General features: G+C 29.0%; 3 protein-coding genes and 2 pseudogenes. 1 reads left to right on the top strand and 4 read right to left on the bottom strand.

Features of this window, described 5'->3' with window-relative positions; all coding sequences use genetic code 11:
• From METFODRAFT_RS09440 to METFODRAFT_RS11670, 3 genes and pseudogenes are all read right to left on the bottom strand, one after another.
• A pseudogene (locus METFODRAFT_RS09440) lies at window positions 1–787 on the bottom strand (hypothetical protein); the annotation flags it as partial.
• 92 nt (window positions 788–879) lie between these two features.
• Entirely contained in the window at window positions 880–1,389 is a 510-nt protein-coding gene (locus tag METFODRAFT_RS09435; RefSeq protein ID WP_007045394.1) for a DUF4855 domain-containing protein, read from the bottom strand.
• The gene (locus METFODRAFT_RS11670; RefSeq protein ID WP_007045393.1) at window positions 1,389–2,207 is read right to left on the bottom strand and encodes a hypothetical protein; all 819 of its coding nucleotides are present in this window, start codon (window positions 2,205–2,207) and stop codon (window positions 1,389–1,391) included. The genes METFODRAFT_RS09435 and METFODRAFT_RS11670 overlap by 1 nt, the downstream gene beginning before the upstream one ends.
• 185 nt (window positions 2,208–2,392) lie before the next feature.
• Between METFODRAFT_RS11670 and METFODRAFT_RS09425 the strand changes: the two genes are divergently transcribed.
• Complete coding sequence (locus METFODRAFT_RS09425; protein ID WP_007045392.1) at window positions 2,393–2,809, top strand: MATE family efflux transporter; 417 nt, start codon at window positions 2,393–2,395, stop codon at window positions 2,807–2,809.
• A 25-nt stretch (window positions 2,810–2,834) separates the two neighbouring features.
• Here the strand turns inward: METFODRAFT_RS09425 and METFODRAFT_RS09420 are convergent.
• Window positions 2,835–3,042: pseudogene (locus tag METFODRAFT_RS09420) on the bottom strand (IS701 family transposase); the annotation flags it as partial.

Here is a 3,042-nt window from a genome sequence, read left to right as displayed (position 1 = left end):
TTCTATTAGTTAGTATGATGTTCGGAGATATTGTTCCGTTTATAAATGGGAGATACAAACAATACAATTTCGAGTTATTTAACTCAAATCTCTTAAAATCGTAAAATGTTCCATTATATTTTACAAAACCAGAAATATTCTTATAACCTTCTGATTCGTTTTCGTTTGATATAAAATAAATGCCATCGACATATATAAGCCAATATTTATCTTTTGAGTTGTAGTCAAAACTGAACGGAGCAAAGACAAAATCATCAATCTTATAATTTGTAGAGTTATTTACACAATTAAATAAATATTTCTCCAAATCTGCCCTTACTCCATAAAAACCATCTCCAATCCATATTAACTCATTAGAGGATTTGTTATATCTTAATTCAATTAATATTGGCTCTGCTCCCATTCCTTCTTTATTATCAAAACATGCCAAAACCTCTTTATTATTGCTTTTTAAGTTATAGTATTGCCCAAGAACTCCACCATATAAATATAAGATTCTGTTATCAATGTCCAATTTACCCATATGACATCCATCCCAAGCATTACATACAACATAAGTTTTATTTCCTAAGCAAAAACTATTTACATAATAGAGATACCCATAACGTTCATTAATCTCATCATTAGTATATGTTTTACTTAGATAGACAATATTTATTGGAGTTATATTTTTAAGAGTTCCATTATATAAATAAATGTTATTGTTATGGATTATAATCCAACCTTTTGAACTTGGTTGGATAGACGTCCATTTACTATCTGATGCATTTACTGAGATAATTGCCATTAATATAAGAAAGCTTAAAAAAATAAGATATTTTTTTTATCTTTATCATTATTCCACCTAAAAAATTTATTATTATTCAAAGAATATTTATTTTACCATTCTGGACAAGTACGTCTAACTCTATCAATGACTTCCTTTTTTGTGTCAAAGTAATATGCTCTTCTTTGCCAAATATCTCTAACTACCGAATCTTTCTGTGCTTTGACATAGTCACATGCTCTTAATACTTTATTGGGATTACTAAGAACTTGATTATCTGCTTCTAATTCGATGTATGAATTCCTCGATGCATTCCGTATCCAATTTAGAATTTCAACCAACTTATCATAAGTGTATTCTGAACCATCTTGCATTGTATCTCTTTGATAGTAATTTGGCTGACAAAATACATAGTTAAAATACCTCATAGTATTTTTTACTCCAGAATCTTCAAGTTGTTGGATTGTTCTACCTCCTAATGAAGGAATCCATATAAACTCTAATTTTCTGTTTAATTCATTAGATTTTTGTTTGATATATGTTGATAATTGTGCTATTTCCCAATCAGTAATAAATCCCCAACTTACCTGTCCAGGACATTCGAAATTCCAATAAAATCCCACTAAGTTACTATCACAACTTTCAATAACTCCATCAATCCAACCCTTCCAGAATACTCTTTACACTTATCAACCAATTTATCAAACACCCTAACATCTCTACTCTTTATATAATCGGCATACAACTCATCAAGCTCTCTTATATACTTATTATAATAAATTTTAACTGAATTAATCATTCTGCCAATATCTTGCTCCTTTATAGCATCATAAAACTCATTTAGAGCATGATTTTTTCTTTCATTATCAGTTAAGACCTTTCTCTTATAGAAAATTTCTGATTTTATTAAACCTTTTCCTAAGTTATACAATATAGGGCAGAATACACATGCGTGATAGCAACTTGAAATTAGGTTTTTATCCAAATTTTCATACTCTTTAACAAGCTCTTCTCTTGAGACATTTAGATGAATAAAAGGAGGAAATAGATTATAATCGTTACACCACGTTAAAAATCGTTCTTTGTCTCTAACATATTTCTCTATAGATAATGCCACAATTCCTCCTTCAAAGTTTTTAATACCTTCCCAAACTACACAACTACCATGATAATCATGTTCATTATTTTCTAAGCTTATCCTACATTTTCCACATTCAATAAATCTATGTTTAACATCATTTGCTTTCATAATCCATTTTATCTCTTCTCTTACCCATTTTGGGCTTCTATCTGAAATAAAAGTTACTGCCTCAAAATCAAAGTTATATTTATCTCTAAGCTTTAATAGATAGCCCAATAAAACCCTATTTTTCATTCCATGGGAATATAGGATAGTTTTATGATTGGTTTCTTTAATCAGATTCCAAATGTCCTCATGCATAAAAACCCACCAAATTAAAAAATCTATAATATTTTTTAAGTAATCTTGATTTATAAAAGTTTTGTTTATTCTTTAATTTTTAAAAATAAATCTATAAAATTAACATTAATATTTTAAATATCATCTCCGCTATAAATACAAAATCTCTTCATCCTTTTTACCTCTCTTATATTTGGTGATAAAGGATGAAAAATATTGAAATATTGTTAGATGACCCAAAAAAAGCTGTAATTGAAGTATCAAAACCTATAATTGTTGCCACATTTATTGAATCAATTTACAGCTTAGTTGATAGCATCTGGGTTTCTGGATTAGGGGCTGATGCATTAGCGGCTGTTGGAGCAAGTTTTCCAATATTAATAAGTATATATGCAGTTAGCTGGGGATTAAGTATAGGGATTAGCTCTGGGATAGCAAGGAGAGTTGGAGCAAAAAATAAAGATGAAGCTGATAAGGTAGCAAATCATGCAATTATATTAGCATTGATTGCTGGAATTTTGTATATTCTATCTGTGTATCCAAATCTTGATACATTATTTAGCTTAATGGGGATTTATGGGCTCTGCAAATATTTTGCTATAGAATATTCTAAAATATTATAGGACTTTCGCAAATACATTTAAATACTTAGATTAACAATAAACCAGTTTCTTTACATAAAGAGATTATGGCATTCCCAACGGCTATTCGATTTAGTTCTCTTCTAAACTCATACCAAGTAATCTTTTTATCGATTCTAATTTTCTCTAAAATAAAGAAAGCCCTCATAGCTAACGAAATATGTCCTAATACTGGAAATCTTTTTCTAACGAAGAAATTTCCAATATTGCAGCAC

Source organism: Methanotorris formicicus Mc-S-70 (genome assembly GCF_000243455.1).
Taxonomy (GTDB): Archaea; AGJL01; Methanococci; order Methanococcales; family Methanococcaceae; genus Methanotorris; species Methanotorris formicicus.
This window is presented reverse-complemented; position numbering and strand designations above follow the sequence as displayed.